This window comes from Corynebacterium sp. LaCa_23 (genome assembly GCF_058182375.1).
Map to the genome: position 1 here is coordinate 2216392 of NZ_CP190825.1, position 17434 is coordinate 2233825.

General features: G+C 61.1%; 13 protein-coding genes. 3 read left to right on the plus strand and 10 right to left on the minus strand.

Going from position 1 to position 17434, the window contains the following annotated elements:
- Positions 1–674: 674 nt before the first annotated feature.
- Positions 675–1127, plus strand: coding sequence for a hypothetical protein (locus ACP8IT_RS10550; RefSeq protein WP_005279422.1), 453 nt, complete (start codon positions 675–677; stop codon positions 1125–1127).
- Positions 1128–1262: 135 nt separating this feature from the next.
- On the opposite strand, the gene ACP8IT_RS10555 is transcribed toward ACP8IT_RS10550, so the two are convergent.
- On the minus strand, positions 1263–2555 hold the full coding sequence (locus ACP8IT_RS10555; RefSeq protein ID WP_490290062.1) for an adenylosuccinate synthase: 1293 nt from the start codon (positions 2553–2555) through the stop codon (positions 1263–1265).
- Between the two features lie 88 nt (positions 2556–2643).
- On the opposite strand from ACP8IT_RS10555, the gene ACP8IT_RS10560 reads away from it, so the two are divergent.
- Positions 2644–3459, plus strand: coding sequence for a hypothetical protein (locus tag ACP8IT_RS10560; RefSeq protein ID WP_490290063.1), 816 nt, complete (start codon positions 2644–2646; stop codon positions 3457–3459).
- Positions 3460–3591: 132 nt separating this feature from the next.
- Here ACP8IT_RS10560 and ACP8IT_RS10565 read toward each other — a convergent pair whose 3' ends face one another.
- Entirely contained in the window at positions 3592–4818 is a 1227-nt protein-coding gene (locus ACP8IT_RS10565; RefSeq protein ID WP_126319876.1) for an FUSC family protein, read from the minus strand.
- 177 nt (positions 4819–4995) lie between these two features.
- Here ACP8IT_RS10565 and ACP8IT_RS10570 point away from each other — a divergent pair, with 177 nt between their 5' ends.
- Positions 4996–6054: an HNH endonuclease signature motif containing protein gene (locus tag ACP8IT_RS10570; protein ID WP_490290064.1), complete on the plus strand. Its 1059-nt coding sequence runs from the start codon at positions 4996–4998 to the stop codon at positions 6052–6054.
- Positions 6055–6248: 194 nt separating this feature from the next.
- On the opposite strand, the gene fbaA is transcribed toward ACP8IT_RS10570, so the two are convergent.
- The 8 genes from fbaA to ACP8IT_RS10610 form a co-directional block, all read right to left on the minus strand.
- Positions 6249–7283 carry a class II fructose-bisphosphate aldolase gene (gene fbaA, locus ACP8IT_RS10575; protein ID WP_023024081.1) on the minus strand — a complete coding sequence of 345 codons (1035 nt, stop codon included), beginning with the start codon at positions 7281–7283 and terminating at the stop codon, positions 6249–6251.
- A 189-nt stretch (positions 7284–7472) separates the two neighbouring features.
- Positions 7473–8678, minus strand: a complete 1206-nt coding sequence (locus tag ACP8IT_RS10580) for a glycoside hydrolase family 76 protein (RefSeq protein ID WP_490290065.1) — start codon at positions 8676–8678, stop codon at positions 7473–7475.
- A 53-nt stretch (positions 8679–8731) separates the two neighbouring features.
- Positions 8732–9421, minus strand: a complete 690-nt coding sequence (locus tag ACP8IT_RS10585) for a TrmH family RNA methyltransferase (protein ID WP_490290608.1) — start codon at positions 9419–9421, stop codon at positions 8732–8734.
- A 34-nt stretch (positions 9422–9455) separates the two neighbouring features.
- Positions 9456–10010 (minus strand): orotate phosphoribosyltransferase, encoded by a 555-nt coding sequence (pyrE, locus tag ACP8IT_RS10590; protein ID WP_005279411.1) that lies wholly within the window; start codon positions 10008–10010, stop codon positions 9456–9458.
- A gap of 77 nt (positions 10011–10087) precedes the next feature.
- Positions 10088–12100 carry a hypothetical protein gene (locus tag ACP8IT_RS10595; RefSeq protein WP_490290066.1) on the minus strand — a complete coding sequence of 671 codons (2013 nt, stop codon included), beginning with the start codon at positions 12098–12100 and terminating at the stop codon, positions 10088–10090.
- Positions 12101–12170: 70 nt separating this feature from the next.
- Positions 12171–13028, minus strand: coding sequence for a sulfurtransferase (locus tag ACP8IT_RS10600; protein WP_284623027.1), 858 nt, complete (start codon positions 13026–13028; stop codon positions 12171–12173).
- 45 nt (positions 13029–13073) lie between these two features.
- Positions 13074–15629, minus strand: coding sequence for an ATP-dependent chaperone ClpB (gene clpB / locus ACP8IT_RS10605; RefSeq protein WP_490290067.1), 2556 nt, complete (start codon positions 15627–15629; stop codon positions 13074–13076).
- A 403-nt stretch (positions 15630–16032) separates the two neighbouring features.
- On the minus strand, positions 16033–17409 hold the full coding sequence (locus ACP8IT_RS10610; protein ID WP_035108524.1) for a sodium/glutamate symporter: 1377 nt from the start codon (positions 17407–17409) through the stop codon (positions 16033–16035).
- Between the last annotated feature and the right edge of the window lie 25 nt (positions 17410–17434).

Below are 17434 nucleotides of genomic sequence, written 5' to 3' on the forward strand. Positions count from 1 at the left end.
TCATCACTCTCCGGAATAAAATGACCCGAAACACCAGGGGACATCCCCGATTGCCCCCCCCCCCCTCATTTTGTGAAACCCGCCACTTAAAAGCGGCCCCAAGACTCAAGTTTGGCCAGTTCTTCAAGTGCGACCATATGTTCGCGTCCTTATAGCTCCGGCTAACGCGCAGTTGCATATGTTTTTCTTCTAATGTCCAGTCAAGAAAACTGTACTCAATTAAGAAAAGTTCAAAAAAGTTCTTCAGATCACAGTTAAACGTGGACAACACCACTTAAATTTGCACCCCGTGAAGGCGTCGTGCATCTTTTCTAGTCCTTTTCTAGCGCGCGATAAAAACTCCGCCCTCCATTCCCTTTCGGGAAACTCGGCAGCTCTATGAACAAAACCCTGAATGTTCACTTTCTCCACACCAATAGGGCCTAGGCGACACCCATGCTCGAGATATATTACATTTCACTTAATAATCCGGAAATGTCTGAAATCACGTTTTCGCTAAGACCAACGCAGGCCAGATAACCATAGGAACTTCCTGCCATTTAATCAATTTAGCAACAGCTAATTATCTATTTAATGGAAATGTCAACAACGATTTTTACGTGTAGTTAACCTTCTTACACGGTGCTAATATTTCCATCGGTTCAATAAAATTTACCTTTTAGAAAGGACCGAAAATGTCTATTCCTTCATTTATTGCAAGCGCCGTGGCTGCAGTGCTGCCCCTAGCAGGCAGCATCGGCCCAGTCGATGCTCAGGACCAGCTCGCTGAGCCGGACGTGCACCACACGGCCGAAGCGGAACAATCCACCACGGACCAGTCCCCCGAGCCGGGCGCCCACGCCGATAAGGGCCGCATCACCGGCGACAAAGAAGACATCATCAACGGCGCCGACGAGGAGCAATCCACGCCGAATCTGCAGAGCGGCAAATTGGCTGTGCAGCGCGAGCTCGCACTTGCTACGCAGGAGCTTGGTCACGAGTTTCTGAACATCAATTTCCAGGACAACCACACCGCGCACCTAATTTTCCTGGAAACCTATAACCCGGATACCGATCAGGCAGCCGTAGACCGCGTGCTCAACGCGCTCAAGATCAACGGCTACGACAATCTGACCGCCTCGTACTAAAAACCACGAGCAAGCTCGACACCTGCCGAGGATCAAAAAAGGGCGAAGTACCTCAACCTGGTACTTCGCCCTTTACTTTGTCGTGGCCCGGCGCGGTCCTAGCCAGGCACGCGCTCACGGCAGCGACACTGGGGGTTACTGATCCTCCATCACATCATGGCGCACGATGGTCTGGTCGCGGCCGGGGCCAACACCGATATAGGAAATGCGACAGTCGGATAGCTCTTCAAGGCGCAGCACGTAGTCTTGCGCCTTTTGCGGGAGCTCTTCAAAGGTCGAGCAGCCCGTAATGTCTTCTTCCCACGCGGGCATGGTTTCATAAATCGGCTCGGCGTGGTGGAACTCGGACTGGGTGACCGGCATCTCGTCGAAGCGCTTGCCGTCGACGTCATAAGCCACGCAGATAGGGATTTCCCCAATGCCGGTCAGCACATCGAGCTTGGTCAGGAAGTAATCCGTAAAGCCATTGACGCGCGTGGCGTAGCGAGCGATCACGGAATCGTACCAACCGCAGCGGCGCGTGCGGCCGGTGTTCACGCCGACCTCGCCGCCGGTGGTCTGCAGGTACTCGCCCCACTTATCAAACAGCTCGGTGGGGAACGGGCCGGCACCCACGCGGGTGGTATAAGCCTTGATGATGCCCAACGAGGTCTTAATCCGCGTCGGCCCAATGCCAGAGCCAACCGATGCCCCACCCGCAGTCGGGTTCGAGGAAGTCACGAACGGGTAGGTGCCGTGGTCGACATCCAACATGGTGGCCTGGCCGCCCTCCATGAGTACATTGTGGCCATCGGCAAGCGCTTGGTTGAGCTCCAGCTCGGCGTCGATGACCATGGGGCGCAGGCGCTCGCGATAGCTGAGGAAGTACTCCACAATCTGCTCGGCCTCGATGGCCTTGCGGTTGTACATCTTCACCAGCATCTGGTTCTTAATCTCCAGCGCGGACTCGACCTTCTGGCGCAGGATGGATTCGTCAAAGATATCCTGCACGCGGATGCCAATGCGCGCGACCTTATCGGCGTAGGTCGGCCCAATGCCGCGGCCGGTGGTACCGATGGCGCGCTTGCCCAGGAAACGCTCCTGCACGCGGTCGAGGGTCTGGTGGTACGGCGCCACGAGGTGCGCGTTCGCGGAAATCTTCAGCCGGGAGGCATTCGCCCCGCGCGCTTCCAGGCCATCAATCTCATCAAAGAGCGCCTCGAGGTTAATCACCACGCCATTGCCCAGCACGGGAATGGCGTTTTCAGAAAGAATCCCAGCGGGCAGGAGCTTCAGCTCGTATTTTTCACCGCCGACCACGACGGTGTGCCCGGCGTTATTGCCGCCGTTCGGCTTGACTACGTAGTCAACTTTCCCGCCGAGGATATCGGTAGCCTTGCCCTTGCCTTCGTCGCCCCATTGGGCGCCGACAATGACGATTGCTGCCATCTTTTAAGTCACTTCCTCATTATTGAAGCCAAAATACGCATTTACCTTACACTTTTCTGGCCGCAATAGCCCACGTAGCATGTTGTGCATGCGTTTTTTGTTCCTCCGCTGCGGCGCCCCCGGCGTTGATTTGCCCGCAGAGGCCTATGATCTTTCGGCCGTTCCTTCCCGCAAGGAGCTCGCGCTTATCGATGCCGCCGCCACCAACCTCCTCCCCCACGACCCCACGCCTTCGCTTGACGATATCGCCGCGCAGCCCGATGTCCGCCACCTCGGCGCCCCTGCCGCCGCCCCGCAGGAGCCTTACTTAGAGGACCGCCTGCGCGTCGTCGTCGCGGGCTCGGATTCGGCGCTGAACGCCGTCATCACTCGGCTTATGCGCGCCGATAACCTGTGGGCCGAGGTAGCGTTCATCCCCACGGGCGAGTCGGCCGCCGCCGCCAATTGGGGCCTGCCCGGCGCGCCGCAAGAGGCCCTCGAGCTCGCCCGCACCGCCCCGGTCCGCCCGGTGCCGCTCATCCGCAACGATTCCGGCCAGGCCGTCGCCGGCTCGGCAACCATCTCGGATTGGTCCAATGGCCCGCTTACCGGTGAAATCATCATCGATGACGCTACCCTCGCCGCCTCCGGCCGCGGTACTTTTGGCGCGCGGCTGGTCCCCATGACCGATGCCCCAGGCATCCTGGCGGCCCGCGCGACATCGCCAGTCGAGCCCGAAGGCCACCTGCGCTCCCTGCTGCGCAAGCCCGGCCGCCTCGACCCAGACTCCGTCCGCACCGGCCGCGCCGTCCAGGCGGGCGGCCCCCAGCTGCGCGTGCTTGTCGATGCCATCCCCCACAAGCGCCCCCTCACCCGCGTCACCTTCTACCGCCACCTGCGCGACCTCCAAGTCGTGCGCCCCTAGCTTCCTTTGCAGCTCACGCCGACTTCCCTTAGTTCTTACCGCCGCCCCGCTTTACCCAACTCCTTCCCGCTCTGCCAGCTCATCTCGGCCGCTATGGCGCCCCGCTCGGCGGATTTGCGGGGCGGGGTCCTGCTAGTCCTGCCCCTTCTGTTTATCGCTCGGTTTATCATCGCGCCCCCACACCTCCGGCGGGAATGCCGGGTGCGAAGAGGTAGGAACCAGGTGGGCGACGGCAGACTCGCGCGAGAGCCCGCACACCATGAGCATGTCCACCACGATGGACCTCGTCTGCGCGAGGATCGTATATGCGGAAAGCGTCGCATCTTCTTCGATAAGATCCATGCCCGCTTGGCCGCCCACGTAGCGCAGCCGCTGCACTAATTCGGGTATCTCTATCGCCTCGTCGTGATCCCGCTTTTGGCGGCCGTAGAGTTCTCCCACCGCGAGGATAATTTCTGATAGTTCTTCTAGGAGCTCTAGCTGCTTATCGGACACAGTATCGCCGTCTTCGGTAAGCACTAGCGCGCGGCGCGAAAGCACCCGCACCCCGCGCACCGCGTTATCTACCGGCAAGAGGATGCGCTCCAGGGACCGAATATTCCTGCGCGAGGTCCACAAAAGCGGCGATACTTCCGATGCCTCCCTGCCCGACTGCGCCGCGCTCAACAGCGTATTCACGTCATTTTGCGTGCCGCGCACCGCATCGCGGGCGTCGCGAATGATCTCGGGATTGGTATCGCGGATGCCATGCGTGACGTCGTTAAGAATGCTCGAGGCAATCCTCAGCACCTTCGACACCTCGCGCCGAGCCTCCTTCAACGGCGAATTAGGGATAAGCGCGATCGTGATAAGCCCAATGCCGGAACCAATCATTGCGTCGATGGCCCGGTGCAGGCCGCCCGGCCCCTCGGTGGGCGGAAAAATCGTGGCAATAAGGATGGATCCAAAGACAATCTGGTTGGATACCAGCGGCGATTTCGTAATAAAGGACCCCACCACCAGGCCCGCTCCCACGATGAACAGGATCTGGAACGGGCCCTGTCCCACCACTTGGAAGAGCAAATCACCCAAGGCCACACCGACGATGCCGCCCAGCGACATCTCCACTGCCCTTTTCATCCTGTCCCCGCCCGAAAGCCCCAGGATGATGACGGCCGAGATGGGCGCGAAGAACGGCTGCGGATGCCCAACGACGGAGCTTGCCACCCAATACGCCAGCGCGGCACCCACGGTGGCCTGGATTATATAAACGAAGCGCGAACGGATGCGTTGCAGACGCGATACTACTGAGCGGTCCACCACCCGCAGCATTTGCCTCGTTGAGACTCTTTGTTTCGCTTCCGACATGACCTCCAGCATAGAAGACCTCCCTCTACCACCGCCCCCGTGCGTCCGCATCCCGGCCCGCGCCAGGTTGTGGATAACGCGCTAATTGCGCGCCTCAGCGACCCTCGCAGCGCGAGAATTCCACAGATTCGCCGTTTCGCCTTGCACACCCATTGCCGCGCACCCGTGCCGCTTTTACGGTCAGGAGCCGTGAACACAGAATTTTTACAACTTTGCCGTCGCGGTGTGGACCTCGTCGCCGAGTTTCAGGGATGCTCCGAACAAGAGCTCATCGAGGCCGGCGCCAGCCAGCTCCTCGCCGCGCAACTCGCCCGCCTCCAACACACGTATTTCGGCCGCACCTCCAATAGCCGCAAGCAGCGCCTTGCCTGCGAGGCTGCCCGTTCCCGCGGCCACGACCTCGCCGTCCTTGAAAGCATCGAGTCTTGGGCCCACCGCGTTAAAGACACAAACCGCAGTTGGGATCTCCGTCTGGAGCTCTGCCGCGCGGAAGCCCACCTAATTCCGGTGATCGCGAAGAAGCGCATCAAGCAGCTCAACCCCGCCAAGCGTCCCTCCCACGGCGTGCGCTATACCCGACGCCCCGATGGTCCCCACACAATCTCCATCACCGCGGATCCCACCGATATCGCGGATATCAAGGGCGTTCTCGCCTCCGTGGATAAGGAAAACCCGCTCGCTGCGGCCAAGCAGGTCATCCTCGAGGGCAATCCCGGCGCGCTGCCCGCGGTCCATACCAACGTGATCATCACCCTTGACCAACTAGATCGCATCACTGCTGGCCAGGGCGATGACATCATGCTTCAGCTTTCCAACGGCGCGCGCATGTCCGGTGCCCAGCTCGTGGCCCGCACCCTCGCCCAGCGCGGTTACGTCAGCTTGGTCCACCCCGAGCACGGCGCGGTAAATCTGTATCGCACCGAGCGCATGGCCAGCTGGAAGCAGCGCATGCTAGCCCGCGCGGAGCATCCCATCTGCGCGTGGCCCGGCTGCTCCACGCCTGCCGATGACGCCCAAGTCCACCACCTCACCGCCTGGGCCGCCGGCGGCCCCACGAACCAGGAAAACCTCGTAACGCTCTGTGCCCATCACAATGCGGTGAATCAAGATGATGATTCCCGCCCCACCGCCCGCGGGCGCATGGTCCGCATCGAGGGGCGCATCGCCTGGATCCCGCCGTGGAGCGGTAACCCACGGTTCATCCCCTCGCCCGCCCATTCACCACGCCCAACGAGGAGTTCTACCTAACCTGCCAGCCTCCCATTCTGCCTAGTCTCGCTGGCATAGCTTGTCTGGCTGATCTGATTTAGCTCACTGATCTGACTCATCTCCGGCAAGGCCCCACCGCATCCTTGCGCCCCACAGATAGGCCTGGATATAGGAAAAGCCGCCTCCCATACAGGGGGAAGCGGCTACTTCGTCGTGCCTAGTTTAGGCTCATCCTACTTGGCGGTGGTCTTGCCCACGGAGTGGAGGTCCTGGCATGCCTCGATGACGCGCTCGGACATACCCTGCTCTGCCTTCTTCAGGTAAGAGCGTGGGTCGTAGACCTTCTTGTTGCCTACCTCGCCGTCAATCTTGAACACGCCGTCGTAGTTTTCCATCATGTGGCGGGCCACTGGGTTGGTAAATGCATACTGGGTATCGGTGTCCACGTTCATCTTGATGACGCCGTAGCGCAGCGCCTCTTCAATCTTCTCCTTCTCGGAGCCGGAACCGCCGTGGAAGACGAAGTCAAAGGCGTGCTCGCCCTCGCTCAGGCCGAGCTTCTTCTGCGCAACCTTCTGGCCCTCCAGCAGGACCTCGGGGCGCAGCTTCACGTTGCCCGGCTTGTAGACGCCGTGCACGTTACCGAAGGTAGCGGCCAACAAGTAGCGGCCCTTCTCGCCTGTGCCCAGGGCATCGATGGTCTTTTCAAAGTCTTCCGGAGTCGTGTACAGGTTATCGCCGGCCTTAGCCTCGACACCGTCTTCTTCGCCGCCAACGACACCAATCTCTGCCTCGAGAATGATGTGGGCCTTCTTCGCCTTTTCCAGAAGCTCCTGGGCGATGACCAAGTTTTCATCGATCGGAATAGCAGAGCCGTCCCACATGTGGGACTGGAAGAGCGGGTTCTCACCGCGGTCAACGCGCTCCTGAGAAATAGCCATCAGCGGACGAACGTAATCGTCCAGAACTTCCTTCTGGCAGTGGTCGGTGTGCAGGGCGATATTGACGCCGTAGTGCTTCGCGGCCTCGTGCGCGAAGGCGGCTAGGGCCTGAGCACCTTTAACCTTGTTCTTGACCGCGAGGCCAGAGCCGAACTCTGCGCCACCGGTGGAGAATTGGATGATGCCGTCAGACTCTGCCTCGGCAAAGCCCTTCAGTGCTGCGTTGATCGTTTCAGACGAGGTGCAGTTGATGGCTGGGAACGCAAAGCCGTTTTGCTTCGCGGTGTCCAGCATCTGGTTATACGCCTCAGGGGTTGCAATTGGCATGAAATTCCATCCTTAAAGTGGGATTGCGGTCAAACACGTTCCAACACCCAATTATGCCCACATTTCCGGAATCCCGCCGTAAAATTTGTGTGACATTTCCTGTGTTTACAATCCGCCTCTCAACACTGCGGCGTTCCCCTCGGCAAATTCCACAGAGAAGATCACCCACAGAGAGGATCAACAGCGCGGTTAATCGCGGCCCGATTTTTCGTGCAGGTCACGGGTCACCCGGGCGCACGCCTCCAAAAGCATCCAGCCCGACAGCTGCACGGATAGGTCGCGCTCATCCACGCGAATAATGCCCATCTTTTCACTAACGGTCGTGTGCCCGAAGCCGTAGTTGTGGGGAAGCCGGGCATCGGCAGTCCAGTCAGAGCCAAAAATTGGCAGGCCATCAACCTCGAGCCGGTGCTCCCACACGGATTCGGCAGACGCCACGACCATCCGGGTCGCCAGCTTCTTGGTAGCCCGGTTGGCGGGCGAATCCCCGGGCAGGCGCACGGCGACATCGGCAAGATAGCGCATCAGGATGCCCTTAAACAGGCCGCCGTCACCATCACCGGTCTCCCAATCCACGACGCCGGAGGGAGTCGCCATGCCGGAGGCAATAGCCTGCACCAGGCCACGAATCTTGATGATGTAGCTCATCATCTCGGAGGCCAGCTCGGCCTCGTAGACGCTGTCGATCTGCTCCAGCTTGCCGATGCTCGACTCCTCCCGCATCGCCAACACAATCTCCAGGCATGCCCCGAGCATCACGCCCTGGCAGTACGGGTGGACTTGTTTGACGATCTCGGGGCCATCCATGCGCATGCGCACGCCGTCCATGATGAAGCCGTCTTCGTTGACCAAATTGTCGTAGACCCAGTCAACGATGCGGCGAGCCGCGGTGATTTCTCCCATCCGCGCGAGCATGATGGCTCCGGGCCCGTTGGCCGGAACGTTCATGAAGTTCTCGCCATCGCGCCACGGCAATATCCCCAGCGAGTCATCGAGCCCCTCGGTGATATTGCGCTGCAATGACGCCAACGCCTTGGGTGATTTCATCTTCTTCACCTCGCCCACACGCCCGAAAGCAAGCGCGAGCCAGGCTTTGTCATCGAAGTACTTATTCTTGGTCAGCTGCGTCAGGTTCCGGACGCGAATCCCGCGCGTGGTGTCAAGGATGCGCTGGCGGAGGACCTTGGTGTTCTTCCGCTCCGCGGCATCGACGAGGCAGTCGAGGTAGTGCGCTTGCCACCAGTAATGCCAGTGCACGAGGAGCTTTTCTTTCGTGGTGGGCGGCCAGCTGACGATGGCGAGGTTGGTTCGCGGCAGGCCCCATACGGAATGCGCATGGCGCTCATCGATGGCGGTTTCCGCGAGTTCGGCGCGGTGGGCCCACTTTTCTTCCACGTTTTCTTTATCACTCCAGTAGCAAGGTTTATTACAGTTAGTGTAACGATCTCTTACCAGGAATTGTTCAGATCGGCGTGCTGCCGGATCCAGGCATGCATGGCGATGCCCGCGGCCACGCCAGCGTTGATGGACCGCGTGGAGCCAAATTGCGCGATGGAGCAGGTCATGAGGGCGGCATCTTGCGCGGCGGCGCTGACGCCGGGGCCTTCTTGCCCGAATAGCAGCAGGCTGCGTTCCGGTAGTTCGGCGGTTTCGAGGGGCACGCAACCGGGGGTGTTATCAATGGCCACGACCGTCAGGTCTTCCTCGGCTGCCCAGGCAATGAGCTTATCGACGCTCTCATGGTGCCGCAGATGCTGATACCTATCCGTCACCATGGCGCCGCGGCGGTTCCACCGCCGCCGCCCCACGATGTGGACGGTATCGACGGCAAAGGCGTTGGCGGTGCGCACGACGGTGCCGATATTGGCGTCATTTTCAAAGTTCTCGATGGCGATATGCAGGCTGTGCCGCCGCTTATCGATGTCCCCCTTAATCGCCTCCCTCCGCCAATACCGATACGCGTCGACGACATTGCGTCGGTCGCCCTCCCGCAGAAGCTCCGGATCGTATTTTTCCGCATCCGGCCCTTGCGGCCAGGGCCCTTCCCAGGGCCCCACGCCGTGCCGGCCCTCATTCCATTCGGTCGGACCCTTCGCCTCCTCGGGCTGCTCTGGTTGCGCAGAACTCTCGCCGCGCATACCCTGCCCAACCTGCGCGTCCTGCTCCATCTCGTTACGCGAGTCCAAGGTCGTCCAAGCCAAGCAGGGAACGGTACTCAAGGCCCTCGGCCGAGATGACATCCTCGGCGCCGGTAGCGCGGTCAACGACGGTAGCCACGCCGACCACCTCTGCCCCGGCCTCGCGCAATGCGGCGACTGCCGTGAGCGGCGAGTTGCCGGTCGTGGTGGTGTCCTCGACGACCAGCACCTTCTTTCCGGCCACATCCGCGCCCTCGATGCGGCGCTGCATGCCGTGCTTTTTGGCTTCTTTGCGCACGACGAAGGCGTCGATATCGCGGCCATCGGCATGCATGATGGAGGTGGCAACCGGATCCGCGCCGAGGGTTAGGCCTCCCACGGCCGCGAAATCCCAATCGGCGGTGAGCTCGCGGAGCAAGGATCCGATGAGGCGGGAGGCTTCGTGGTGCAAGGTCGCACGGCGCAAATCAACGTAGTAATCGGCCTCTTTGCCCGAGGACAAAGTCACCTTGCCGTGCACAACGGCAAGCTCCTTGACCAGTTCCGCGAGACGCTTCTTCTTGTCTTCTTGCAGGTGCACTTCAGTCATCGCATTGCTCCTTCTTTAGAGTTTTCTTCGGCATATGAGGAAAGTCCTGGCTATGTGGGCCAACGCAACATTCTAGGCTACTCCCTCTGCCGCGGCCCCGAGTCGTCGTGGCGGTCTTTATCGCGTGCAGCGGCTGGGCCACTGGCGTTTCTGGAACGACCTCGAGAAGAATCTCTGGATGGACCCGTGGACGAGCCTTCGGCTGAACCTTCGGCCGCGTCTTTGGCCGCACCTTCGGCCGTATCTTTGGCCGCGTTCTTGGCCGCGTCTTCGGTCATGTTTTTCGCCGCGTCTTTGCCCGGGCCTGGGGAGGCGTCGCCGAGGCCGCCGCTGAAAGAGCCGCCAAAAGTGTCACCGAAGATGGAAGCCTCCCCGAATTGCCGGCGCGGCAGGCGGGCGCTGCCTGAATCGGGGGTGGGGCGCTCATTGCCATCGGCAATGGCATCGACCTCGTCGGCTCCAATCGCCGTGTGCTCAACCGGGCCGCGGGTCTCGGAGTACGTGCGCGACGGCATATCCAATGGTTCCTCCGGCCTTTGTATGACCGGTCGGGAAAACTCCGGCTGCCCCACCGCCGTTGTTCCACCCACCGCTTCAACCACCGGCGCCGCGGGGATTTCCCTGGCTGGGTCCAGGTCCTCGAAGTGAATGGTGTGCACGGAGGAGGAACGGGGTGGGAGGACGCGGGCGGCATCGGCAAGCAAAGCTAGCGGCGGGAGCATTGCTTCCCAATCCGCGGTGCGCGAATGCTTGGTGGTTTGTGCCAGCACCCACTCGGTTTCCAGCCACAGCGCCGACACCACTTCCGGCATGCGCTGCAGCGCGATGCGCACGCGCTCGTCCACCATCCGCTCCGTCACACCGCGATCGGAGGAATATACCTCAAACCCCTCGATGTTCATGGCCAAAAGCAGGTCCTCCGACATCTCGGGCTCTTGGCTGTCGAAGCGCTGGAAATCAATGACCACATCCGATGCCGCCCCCGTCCTCATCGCCATCACATTGACGCCGTCGATATCCATCAGCAGCATTTCGTGGCCGTACACGTTGCCGGCGACGATGTCTTTCGGCGCGGCGCCAGAGGAGGCGACTCCCCTCGTCCATTCATCGACAAGGTACTGGTCCGACTTCATGTACTCAAAGCCCCGGGTTTCCGCCCAATTCTTGCGCTCCCGGCGAATGGTGCCAGGGATAAGCGGCCGCGGCCTTCCCACAGGTTTAGGCTTCGCGTGAGCTTCCGGTTGCTCTTCAGTTCCCTTCTGGCCTGCCTCTTCGGGGGAGGCATCCGCATCCGATTCCGTATCTTCAGCTGAGCCCGCAGCAGGATGAATGCCAGAGCCTGCGCCAGTTTCCGCGGCCTTTTCAGTGTTGCCTGCGGTGTAAGCACTGTCGACGCTCTCGTTAGTGCCGTCAGTGTCGTTGCTGTCGTTGCTGTCGATACTGCCGTTGCTGCTGGCCCTGCCGGCACCGTCTGCACCGGATGCAGGGCCTGCGGTTGTGGCGTCGGTTGTGTTGCCCTTTACGACATCATTTTCCGAAAGAGCTTCGGACTCGCTGGCACGGCGGGTGTCGCTGGCGCTGCGGTGCGCATCGTCTGCAGTGCGATGGTGACGCCCTGAAGAGGTAGCTGAGGAAGAATCGGATTCAATATCGGGGGACGGCGAGTACTTTGCCGCGAAACTGGAGGAGGATTCAGCAGCGGCTTCATCTTCAGGTTCTGCGACCACTTTGGCGTCCGGGGTACCTTCGGTGTCTGGGGCGCCTTCGGCATCCTCGTCACTGCCGTCAGCATGGTCAGTGTCGTCCGTGTCGGTAGCTGCGCGGAAGGGCGCACCCTGGCCTTCCCGAGTGCCCAATTCTGCCCAGGTGTCCTGGTCTCCTTGGGCGTCCCGGTCTTTCCCGTTGTGTTGGGGCTTCTCGCCTTGAGATTGTTCCGCCGCCGAATTATCGGAATCGCCTGCAGCGGTGTCCTGCTGGGATGCGGTGTCTCGCTGGGCATCGGTGGCGCGCTGCGTACGGTCGTAGTACAGCAAAAAGCCACCGGCGATGCCGAGTACGAGCGCGAAAATCAGGAGTAAAGAAGCCATCATCTCCCGATAATAATAGGTACCGGCACCCCACGGTGCCGGTACTAGTCGGAGTCGGAGCGATTAATTGGGATTAATCGTTAACCGAAGTCCTATCCCCGCGTTCCACCGGGTTGGTCGGGTCTGCAGACCACTGCGACCAACCGCCGATGTAGTGGCGCAGGCCGGTGAATCCGGCGTCTTCCATCGCAGCGAGAGCCAGCGCGGAGTGATTGCCCGAGCCGGAATAGATGATTGCGTCCTTGGTGTTTTCCTGGGTCAATCCGGCCGCGGCCAGCACCTCACGGATTTCATCCGGGGACTTCAACGTGCGCACCCCATCGTTGTGGAAGAGGCGCTCGGGAATATTGACCGCACCGGGGATGTGGCCTGCCTTCAAATCTAGGTTCTCGCGGCGACCGGCAAAGCGGTTGCTGGAGCGCGTATCGATGAGGACGCCATCATGCTTGCGGACGTCATCGATCGAGGCGGTCTGCAGCTGGCCAGGAGTGACCTCGAACGTGGAGCCGACCGCAATATTGCCCGGCCCCGTGAGAGTCTGGTAACCGTGCGCGAGCCAGTTTTCCAGACCGCCGTCGAGGATGCGCACATCCGTTAGTCCTGCCCAGCGCAGCGTCCACCACGCGCGGCCGGCGAACAGCCCGCGGCCCTCGTCATAGACCACCACGGGGCGGTCTTCCTGCAGACCCCAAGAACGGATCCAGGCTTGCAGCTTGTCTTCATCGGGAAGCGGGTTGCGGCCATTGCGCGAGCCGGGAAGGCCGACGAAGGCCGCGCCGGTATCGCCGAAAAGCGCGGTGGGGATGTGCTGGGATGCAAAGTCGATGAAGCTTTGGCCCGTCTTGGGCTGCCAGTGGGTGCCGAGGAGGGTGAAACGATCGCCGTGGTAGATGGATTCTTTGAGTTCCTGCGGGGAAACTAAAATGCTCATGCCTTCCAGTCTAAAGGCATGAGCATTATTTTTCGCCCCGATATTTTAGCGAGCGGAGATGTCTAGCTCCGCGCCGCCATCGGCGACGTCGACGTGGACGGTATCGCCATCGGCAATTTCGCCAGCCAATAGCTTCTTCGCCAGCTTGTCACCGATAGCTTGCTGAATGGTCCGGCGCAGCGGGCGGGCACCGTAGGCGGGGTCATAGCCGCGGTCGGCCAACCAGGACTTGGCGGAATCGGATACCTGCAGCGTCAGGCGGCGGGCCTCCAGGCGCTCGGTAAGACCGCGCAGCTGGATGTCCACGATGCCGCGCAGCAGCTCCTCCGACAACGGCTCGAACATCACCACATCATCGAGGCGGTTGATGAACTCCGGCTTGAAGGCACGCTTCACGGCCTCCATGGTCTCGTCCTTCGTACCGCCGGCGCCCAGGTTGGACGTTAGGATGATGACGGTATTGCGGAAGTCAACGGTGCGCCCCTGGCCATCGGTAAGCCGCCCCTCATCCAGGACCTGGAGGAGGACGTCGAAGACGTCGGGGTGGGCCTTTTCCACTTCGTCGAAAAGCACGAGCGTATAAGGCCGACGCCGCACGGCCTCGGTGAGCTGGCCGCCGGCCTCGTGGCCGACGTATCCCGGAGGGGCACCGACGAGCCGGGAGACGGAGTGCTTCTCGCCGTACTCGGACATATCGATGCGCACCATGGCGGATTCATCGTCGAAGAGGAAGTCCGCCAGCGCCTTCGCCAGCTCCGTCTTACCCACGCCGGTGGGGCCGAGGAAGAGGAAGGAGCCGGTCGGGCGGTTGGGGTCAGCCACGCCCGCGCGGGAGCGACGCACGGCATCGGAAACAGCGGTCACGGCCTCGCGCTGGCCGACGACCCTCTCACCCAACACCGATTCCATGTTCAGCAGCTTCTCGGTCTCGCCCTGCAGCATCTTGCCGGCGGGAATGCCGGTCCACGCGGAGACGACCTCCGCGATGGTATCCGGGCTGACCTCCTCATCCAGCATGGTATTGCGCTGGGCAGCGGCCTTTTCCTCGGCTGCTGCCAGGTCCTTTTCCAGCGGCGGTATCTTGCCGTAGTTGATCTCGGAGGCTAGGGCGAGGTCGCCGTCGCGCTCGGCAATTTCTGCTTGGCGGCGAAGATCGTCGAGCTCCTCCTTAATATCCTGCACGTCATCGATGGCCTTCTTCTCGTTGGCCCAGCGCGCCTTGAGCTCGCCGAGTTTTTCGCGCTGGTCCGCGAGCTCGCCCTGCAGGGCGGCCAGGCGGTCCTTGGAGGCGGCGTCGGATTCCTTCTTCAGCGCGAGCTCCTCGATCTCCATGCGGCGAACGATGCGCTCGAGCTCATCGATTTCCTGCGGCGAGGAGTCGATTTCCATGCGCAGACGGGAGCCAGCCTCATCGACTAGGTCGATGGCCTTGTCCGGCAGGAAGCGGTTGGTGATGTAGCGGTTCGATAGCTCCGCTGCAGACACCAAGGCGGAGTCCATGATGCGCACGCCGTGGTGCACCTCGTAGCGCTCCTTGAGCCCGCGCAGGATACCGATGGTGTCTTCCACGGACGGCTCTGCGGCGTAGACCTGCTGGAAACGGCGCTCGAGGGCGGCGTCCTTTTCGATGTACTTGCGGTACTCATCCAGCGTGGTTGCACCGACGAGGCGCAGCTCGCCGCGGGCCAGCATGGGCTTGATCATGTTGCCCGCATCCATGGAGCCTTCGCCGGTAGCGCCGGCGCCGACGATGGTGTGCAGCTCATCGATGAAGGTGATGATTTCGCCCTCAGACTGCTTAATCTCATCCAGAACCGCCTTGAGGCGCTCCTCGAACTCGCCGCGGAACTTGGCGCCGGCGACCATAGAGCCGAGGTCCAGGCTGATGAGCGTCTTGCCCTTCAGGGACTCGGGGACGTCGCCAGCCACGATGCGGCGGGCCAGGCCCTCAACGATCGCAGTCTTGCCAACGCCCGGCTCACCAATCAGCACCGGATTATTCTTCGTCCTGCGCGAAAGCACCTGGACGACGCGCCGGATTTCCTGATCGCGCCCGATGACCGGGTCGATCTTGCCCTCGCGCGCCCGCGCGGTGAGGTCGGTGGCATACTTTTCCAGGGCCTGGAATTGGTCCTCCGGGTTCTCCGAGGTCACCTTGGCGGCCCCGCGCACGGAGGGGAAGGCGCCCTTGATGGCGTCGTAGGTTGCGCCGCGGCCGGTCAGCAACTCGGCGGCGTCGGTCTTCGAACCGGCGATAGCGGCGAGGAGGACTTCGGTGGACACGAACTCATCGCCAAGCTCGCCCGCCAATTCCTGCGACTTGGTCAGTACGTTTAAGCCATCCCGGTTGAATTGCGGGTTGGACATATTGGCGCCCTCGGCGCTGGGGTAAGAGTTAACCAGCTCGCGCGCTTCCTTCAGCACTGTATCCGGGTCAACGCCGGTGGCCTTGAGTACCGGCGCGGCGATGCCGCCTTCCTGCCCAAGGATGGCAGCCAGCAGGTGCGCCGGCCGAATATCCGGGTTGCCATTCGCGGAAGCGGTCTGCAGGGCTTCCTGCAGCGCCTCTTGTGTTTTGGTGGTGGGGTTAAAAGAACTCATGTGTACGTTTCTCCTTCTAAGATTTATTCGTCCATTTTAAGGATTCACTTGGTATAACGCACATAAAGTTGAGCCTATTCCACTCAACCCAAATTTTTTGAGTCCACCCGGCTCAACTTCCCACGCTATGCTCCCCAGCGTTGCCGCCATGCAGCAAAAGTTCTACCCAAGTCCTGCCGGCATAGGAGTGAGCACGCCGCACTGCCGAAGCTGGGTTCAAACCGGGTTCCAGCGAGGCAGAGAGGTTCCGGCCGACAACCTCCATGAGGCGGGAAGTTTGCAGCCGACGGCCTGAGCGTGACGGAGCCCCAGCAGGGCGCGGCACGACAAAGCCGGGCCACCACACCAAAAATGTGGGAGCCCGGCTTGCGCAGAGTAGCTGCGCAGGGTGGATTTGTGAAGGCTAGGTTTCTTGTTTCTGGCCCACGTGGCCGATGCCCTCTTTGAAAATCGTGCCGCGCGGCGGAAGCAGGCCCATGAATTTGAATGTCAGGTACACACCGATGGAAATGGCCAGCGAGACGGCACCGAACGCACCGGTAAATCCGTACATCACAGCCATCGGCGCGATAATGGTCCACGAAATCTCGAACGGGCCGAAGCCGATATAGGCCATGCCGTATTCAGATAGCGTGCCGGATTTCAGCTTCGGGTCGACGATCTTGAGCACGGCGATCCCGGTAGCCACGGTGGCCGTCGCCCAGCCCCAGCCGAAGATGCCGCGCTCGATCCAGCGCTCGCCAAAGAACTCGGCGGGGAACCACATCAAGAAGAAGCTACAGAAGATGGTGCCCAAAATAAACAGCACCAGCAGCGCCTGCCAGTAGGAAGCGATAGCAGCAGGAACGATGGCGGCCACACCGAAGGCAATGAGGTAGTCGGTAGCAGCACCGGAGATGGAGGATACGGAATCCTTATCCAGATAATCCTCGGCACCGACGAAGTTCATGATGGCGCGGAAGATGAGGCCGATAACCATGGACATCGCAAAGAGCGGAATGGAAACATTTTCCCAAATGCTGGAAATGCCCTTATTGACGCCGTACGCCGTCATGACCGTGAGGATGATGAAGCCGAAGTGCAGCGCTAGCGGCTCGATGGAAGAAGGGTTGGTGGTGGCGCGACCAAGGGAGGGGCGATCAGCCAGGTTCTTGATGTAGCCGCGGCGAATCTCTTCCGGCAGCTCCTTGGGCACGTAGGACACCTTGCCCTTGCGGATGCCCCAGTTACCAGCAATAACGCCGCCGATAATCGCGGCCAGCGTGCCGACGGTCGCGGAAGTAAAGCCCAATGACGCTGCCGCCTCGGCGCCGACGCCCTCCAGCGCGCCACCCACAGCGGCGGCCGTGCCGAAGCCACCGGTAAAGCCAACCGGCAGCATCATGCCGAACCAGTTGGGGGTATCAAAGACTGGGGCGAAGAAGAGCAGGCCGAGCACGATGAACAGGCCCCACTGGCCGGTGAACATCATGGTGGAATAGCCCCACATATTGCGCGCGCCCTTACCCATGTTGCCGCCGACTTCCATGGAATAGGCCATCGAGGCAAAGACCACGGCGATGAGGATGGAGGTGTAATCGCCGAGGTTATCGGAGAAGTTGATCCAGCCCAGCACGTTGGGGCCGACGAGCAGGCCGATCAGGCCGGCGGTGATGGGGGCAGGCAGCAATAAGTCCTGGAAGATAAACTTCACTTGGTGGCGCAAAATATTGCCGATGACCATGAGTAAGGAAATCCAACCCACGTCCAGCATGAGCGTATAAGCGGAAAAATCTTCCATGGGAATCCTTTCTAGCTGTGCAGTT

Bases quoted from the DNA above. Each gene is read 5' to 3' on its own strand.
- ACP8IT_RS10585 (WP_490290608.1), bottom strand. From the start codon at position 9,421: ATGCGCGGCGAGAGTTCTGCGCAACCAGAGCAGCCCGAGGAGGCGAAG.
- ACP8IT_RS10550 (WP_005279422.1), top strand. From the start codon at position 675: ATGTCTATTCCTTCATTTATTGCAAGCGCCGTGGCTGCAGTGCTGCCC.
- ACP8IT_RS10555 (WP_490290062.1), bottom strand. From the start codon at position 2,555: ATGGCAGCAATCGTCATTGTCGGCGCCCAATGGGGCGACGAAGGCAAG.
- pyrE (WP_005279411.1), bottom strand. From the start codon at position 10,010: ATGACTGAAGTGCACCTGCAAGAAGACAAGAAGAAGCGTCTCGCGGAA.
- ACP8IT_RS10600 (WP_284623027.1), bottom strand. From the start codon at position 13,028: ATGAGCATTTTAGTTTCCCCGCAGGAACTCAAAGAATCCATCTACCAC.
- ACP8IT_RS10560 (WP_490290063.1), top strand. From the start codon at position 2,644: ATGCGTTTTTTGTTCCTCCGCTGCGGCGCCCCCGGCGTTGATTTGCCC.
- clpB (WP_490290067.1), bottom strand. From the start codon at position 15,629: ATGAGTTCTTTTAACCCCACCACCAAAACACAAGAGGCGCTGCAGGAA.
- ACP8IT_RS10595 (WP_490290066.1), bottom strand. From the start codon at position 12,100: ATGATGGCTTCTTTACTCCTGATTTTCGCGCTCGTACTCGGCATCGCC.
- fbaA (WP_023024081.1), bottom strand. From the start codon at position 7,283: ATGCCAATTGCAACCCCTGAGGCGTATAACCAGATGCTGGACACCGCG.
- ACP8IT_RS10610 (WP_035108524.1), bottom strand. From the start codon at position 17,409: ATGGAAGATTTTTCCGCTTATACGCTCATGCTGGACGTGGGTTGGATT.
- ACP8IT_RS10565 (WP_126319876.1), bottom strand. From the start codon at position 4,818: ATGCTGGAGGTCATGTCGGAAGCGAAACAAAGAGTCTCAACGAGGCAA.